Origin of the sequence: Streptomyces sp. AcH 505 (assembly GCF_000818175.1) — a bacterium.
Taxonomy (GTDB): Bacteria; Actinomycetota; Actinomycetes; order Streptomycetales; family Streptomycetaceae; genus Streptomyces.
This window is the reverse complement of record NZ_JTIY01000001.1, coordinates 4,903,680-4,908,068: the sequence shown is the minus strand read 5'-3', so window position 1 is coordinate 4,908,068 and position 4,389 is coordinate 4,903,680. Positions and strand designations below refer to the sequence as shown.

5 protein-coding genes, 4 tRNA genes and 2 pseudogenes are annotated in these 4,389 nt (G+C 70.0%); 5 read left to right on the top strand and 6 right to left on the bottom strand.

Features of this window, described 5'->3' with window-relative positions:
* Nucleotides 1-286: pseudogene (locus tag HY68_RS22430) on the bottom strand (hypothetical protein); the annotation flags it as partial.
* A gap of 195 nt (nt 287-481) precedes the next feature.
* On the opposite strand from HY68_RS22430, the gene HY68_RS22425 reads away from it, so the two are divergent.
* Nucleotides 482-991: a DsbA family protein gene (locus HY68_RS22425; RefSeq protein WP_041991560.1), complete on the top strand. Its 510-nt coding sequence runs from the start codon at nt 482-484 to the stop codon at nt 989-991.
* A gap of 48 nt (nt 992-1,039) precedes the next feature.
* Here HY68_RS22425 and HY68_RS22420 read toward each other — a convergent pair whose 3' ends face one another.
* The gene (locus tag HY68_RS22420; RefSeq protein WP_041991558.1) at nt 1,040-1,879 is read right to left on the bottom strand and encodes a GNAT family N-acetyltransferase; all 840 of its coding nucleotides are present in this window, start codon (nt 1,877-1,879) and stop codon (nt 1,040-1,042) included.
* 70 nt (nt 1,880-1,949) lie between these two features.
* The gene (locus HY68_RS22415) at nt 1,950-2,771 is read right to left on the bottom strand and encodes an aminodeoxychorismate lyase (RefSeq protein WP_041991556.1); all 822 of its coding nucleotides are present in this window, start codon (nt 2,769-2,771) and stop codon (nt 1,950-1,952) included.
* Between the two features lie 190 nt (nt 2,772-2,961).
* Here HY68_RS22415 and HY68_RS22410 point away from each other — a divergent pair.
* The 3 genes from HY68_RS22410 to HY68_RS22400 all read left to right on the top strand — a co-directional run bounded on the left by HY68_RS22410 (nt 2,962) and on the right by HY68_RS22400 (nt 3,217).
* Nucleotides 2,962-3,034, top strand: a tRNA-Gly gene (locus HY68_RS22410).
* A 36-nt stretch (nt 3,035-3,070) separates the two neighbouring features.
* Nucleotides 3,071-3,144 (top strand) — tRNA-Cys (locus HY68_RS22405).
* Nucleotide 3,145: 1 nt separating this feature from the next.
* Nucleotides 3,146-3,217 (top strand) — tRNA-Val (locus tag HY68_RS22400).
* 87 nt (nt 3,218-3,304) lie between these two features.
* Here the strand turns inward: HY68_RS22400 and HY68_RS22395 are convergent.
* Complete coding sequence (locus HY68_RS22395; RefSeq protein ID WP_041991554.1) at nt 3,305-3,574, bottom strand: barstar family protein; 270 nt, start codon at nt 3,572-3,574, stop codon at nt 3,305-3,307.
* A 175-nt stretch (nt 3,575-3,749) separates the two neighbouring features.
* Between HY68_RS22395 and HY68_RS22390 the strand changes: the two genes are divergently transcribed.
* Nucleotides 3,750-3,821, top strand: a tRNA-Val gene (locus HY68_RS22390).
* A 49-nt stretch (nt 3,822-3,870) separates the two neighbouring features.
* Here HY68_RS22390 and HY68_RS22385 read toward each other — a convergent pair.
* On the bottom strand, nt 3,871-4,158 hold the full coding sequence (locus HY68_RS22385; protein WP_041991552.1) for a zf-TFIIB domain-containing protein: 288 nt from the start codon (nt 4,156-4,158) through the stop codon (nt 3,871-3,873).
* Between the two features lie 68 nt (nt 4,159-4,226).
* Nucleotides 4,227-4,389 (bottom strand): annotated as a pseudogene (locus HY68_RS45405) (aminoglycoside phosphotransferase family protein); the annotation flags it as partial.

The following is a 4,389-nucleotide window of genomic DNA, read 5'->3' as shown; positions in this document are numbered from 1 at the left end:
CGGCGGCCCTGCGCTCCTTGCGGGTGCCGCCGGTGCGCCGTTCGATCGCTCTGGTCAGCATGAAGAGCAGCCAGGCGACGGCCAGCAGCACGAATCCGGACCACGCCGTCACGCTGAAGGCCGTGTGCGCCAGCCATTTGACGACCCCGGTCAGCACGAGCCCGATCGGGACCAGCGAGTACGCGGCGATCCGCGTCGCCTTCAGGAAACGCTTGCGGTACGCCGTGACCGCGGCGATGCCCAGGCCCGCCACAGACACCGCGGAACAAATGGTCTCGGCAATCATCCGGTCCTCCAGGCAGCGCCTGCCGCCGTCGATCATCGGTAAAGGCTGGTCGGAAAAACTCGTACTTCCTCCATCCTGCACCTGGTACCTCGTTCGGGGCCACGGGCGGAGGCCACCTCTCAGGGACATATCGGGGGCGCGGTCCTCCCCAGGTCCCGGTCGGAGCGGCCCGCCTCCTGCTGGGAGACTGACCCCATGAGCGACTCCTCCACCCGCCGTCCCGTCGTCCTCGACGTCTGGTGCGACCTCCAGTGCACCGACTGTCACAGCGCCCTGGCGGACATCGCCGCGCTCCGGGCCCGTTACGGGGACGGCCTCGATCCCCGGCTCCGGCACTTCCCGCTGGAGAAGCACCGGCACGCCTTCGCCGCGGCGCAGGCGGCGGAGGAGGCGGCCGAGCAGGGGCGCGGCTGGCCGTACGTGGAAGCCGTGCTGGCCCGTACGGCGGAGCTGGCGGCCGCCGGCGAGCCCCTGCTGGTGGAGATCGCCCGCGAGCTCGGCCTGGACGCGGAGGAGTTCGACACGGCCCTGATCGACGGGCGGCACATCCTGGTCGTGGACGCCGACCAGGCCGAGGGCAAGGCGATCGGCGTGACGGGCACGCCCACGTACGAGGTGGGCGGCGAGCGGCTCGACGGCGGCAAGAGCCAGGAGGGGCTGCGCGAGCGGATCGAGGAGATCGTGGACGGGCTCCTGAGCGACTAGCTGGTAGCTACTGGCGGCTGGCGGCTGGCGGCTGGCGGCTGGCGGCGGCTAGAGAAGCCGCTTGAAGAAGTTGATGCCGGTCGTCCCGTAACCGAGCGACTCGTACAGCCGGACGGCCGGGGTGTTGTCGGAGAAGACGTGCAGGCCGATCAGGGACGCCCCGCCCTCCCCCGCGATCCGCTCGGCGAGCAGCATCAGCGCGCGGCCGTACCCCTTGCCGCGGCGGTCCTCGGCGACCGCCACGTCGTACACGTACGGCGCCCGCTCGCCGGGCCGTACCTCACGCCGCGCGACCCAGACATGGCCGACGACCTCGCCCTCGGCGATCAGGACCCACATCGAGACGCCGGGGGTGTCGAGGCCCGCCGGCAGGCTCTCGCGGTGGCTCGCCTCCGACTTGGCCCGTGCCTGCTCCGGGGTCGCGCCGCGGGCGATCCAGTGCTCGGCGAACTTCTCCTGCGCCTTGACCAGCCAGTCCTGGAACTCGGCCAGGGTCATCGGGCGCGCCTCGACCCCGGCGGGCAGCTCGGGCGGCTCGGGGGCCAGGTCCTTGATCATGTTGCGGCTGCGTTCGACGTAGCCGAGGGCGGCCAGCGTACGGAGCGCGGGGACGGCGTCGGCGGGGGCGGCCGCCAGCACCTGCTCGCAGCCCCAGCCGCGCAGCACCTCCTCGGCGGCGAGCGCGGCGACCGTTCCTCTTCCTCTGCCGCGGTCGGGTTCGTCGATGTGCAGCGCGTGGACGACACCCACGGTGGAGCCGAAGCCCGGGTCGGTGCCGAGTTCGATCAGCCCGACGGGTCTGCTGTTGACGCAGACCTGGTAGCTGCGTGACTGGGCGCCGTCACCGGTCTTCTGAAGCGGCCCGGTCGGCCGCAGGGTCGTGGTCATCACCGGAGTTCTACCCGCCTGCGGGGGCGGCGTCATCCTCTTTGCGCCCGGTGGTCCTGCGGGGGCGGTCCTACGGGTCGAGATCGGCGCCGGACCGCTCGTCGAACACGCGCATCGCCTTGGCGGTCACCGGGCCCGGGGCGGTGGGCAGTTCGCGGCTGTCCACCCGGTGGACGGCCTGCACGTCGCGCAGGCTCGACGTCACGAAGATCTCGTCCGCGCTTTGGAGAACGCCGAGCGGCAGGTCGGTCTCCCGGGCGCCGGACCATTCGACGACGAGCTCGCGGGTGATGCCGGCGAGACAGCCGGAGGCCAGCGGCGGGGTGTGCAGTTCGCCGTCGACCACGACGAAGACGTTGGACCCGGTGCCCTCGCACAGCTGCCCGACGGTGTTGGCGAAGAGCGCTTCTGACGCGCCTTGTTCGTGGGCGGCGGCGAGGGCGACCACGTTCTCGGCGTACGAGGTGGTCTTCAGCCCGGCGAGCGCGCCGCGCTCGTTGCGCGTCCAGGGGACGGTGACCACGGCGGTGGTCTCGGCGCGCGGCTCGGACTCGGCGAGCGCGACGACGAGGGACGTGCCCGCGTCGCCCCGCGCGGAGCCGAGCGGCGAGAGTCCGCCGGTGTAGGTGATCCGCAGCCGGCCGAGCGGCGCCGGATTGGCGTCGAGCACGGCGGTGCAGGCGGCGCGGACCTCGTCGAGGTCGGGAGCCGGCAGCCCGAGGCCACGGGCGGAGCGGGCGAGCCGGTCGAGATGGCGGGTGAGCGCGAACGGCCGGCCGTGCACGGTCTTGAGGGACTCGAAGATGCCGTCCCCCACGGTCAGCCCGTGGTCGAGCACCGACACCTGCGCGGACTCCGCCGCCCGCAGTCCGCCGTTGACCCAGATCATCATCTGTCCGGTTCTCCTCACGCTCGCCTCGTACCCCTCCGACGCTACCGCGAGTGGCCCCCACGTGATCGGCGGGCCACCCACAGCTGAACGCGGCCCAGCACGCTGCGTAAACGCGTTTTTGTGCTGGCGGAGGAATCCGCTAGAGTTCACCACGTCGCCGGGCCACGCAAAACGGACCGGGAAACGGCACGCGGACGTAGCTCAGTTGGTAGAGCGCAACCTTGCCAAGGTTGAGGTCGCCAGTTCGAACCTGGTCGTCCGCTCGATTGTGGGGGATCTTTCCCGGGCCCCACACTCCAGGTGGAGTGGCCGAGAGGCGAGGCAACGGCCTGCAAAGCCGTCTACACGGGTTCAAATCCCGTCTCCACCTCCAAGGACGATTAGCTCAGCGGGAGAGCGCTTCCCTGACACGGAAGAGGTCACTGGTTCAATCCCAGTATCGTCCACACAGCTCAGGGGCTGTTTCCCACGACGGGAGACAGCCCCTGAGGCGTTTCGGGTGACTACCCGCGCATCAAGAGGCGGCCGGGGCGCTACGCGTACTCGGCCTGGAATTGCGGCCGGTACTGCTGCCGATACCGATCCAGTGTCTGTGCGAGCAGGGTCGCTCCGCGCGGGACACAGGTGTTGAGGTGGTCCCAGCCCGTGAAGCGCAGATGGTCCGGAATCTGGACCAGACCGGTGAGGGCATCCCAGAAGGCATCCCAGTTCATGCCGTAGAAGGCCGGGAAGCCAAGTTCCGTTTTGAGGAGCGCGTGCAGCTCGCGTTCGTCGTCGACTCGGCCCACGTCGATGATGACCATGTGGCATGGTCCCAGACGACACGAGCTCACGAGACCGCCTGCAATACCTGCCCCGGTGAGTGGGCAACTGCGGGACAACAGCCGTCGCGCAGCGTCGGGTGGGGCGGACGATCATGGATTTGCGGTGGGGGGCCGGGGCGTGTCAATATCTCTTCACCGGCCCAAACAGCCGCCCGCGCGATTAGCTCAGCGGGAGAGCGCTTCCCTGACACGGAAGAGGTCACTGGTTCAATCCCAGTATCGCGCACAGCAAGAAGCCCCCGGTCCGCCTCTGCGGCCGGGGGCTTCGTCGTCTGTCAGGACGAGAAGAGCATGTGTCCGAAGCTCTTCTTGTGGTGGTGGCCGCCGTAGTGGCCTCCCCCGTGCGGGGCGCCCCAGGCCGGGGCGTGGCCGGCGGCCGGGTAGGCCTGCGGGGGCATCGGCTGCTGCATGGGCGGCTGCTGGGACCACTGGGACTCCAGGCGGGTCAGCGTTTCGAGCTCCCCGTAGTCGAGGAAGATCCCCCGGCAGCCACTGCACTGCTCGATCTGTATGCCATTGCGGTTGTACGTGTGCATCGCTGCATGACACTTGGGACACTGCATCGTCGGGTCAGCTCCTCGCCGTTCGTCGCGCGTCACCGGAACGAGCGCCCGGCGACAATCTGTTCACTTTACGACGACGCGGCGGACCGCAAGTCGGTTGCGAGGGCACTGATCCGGGCGCACGAGTCGATCATCAGCTGTTCCACCTCGTCGAGTTGTCGGCCTTCGGCCGTCGCCCGGACGACGGCCAGTGCCGCGCCCTGGACGGTCAGCGCGCGGGCGGCGACGTCG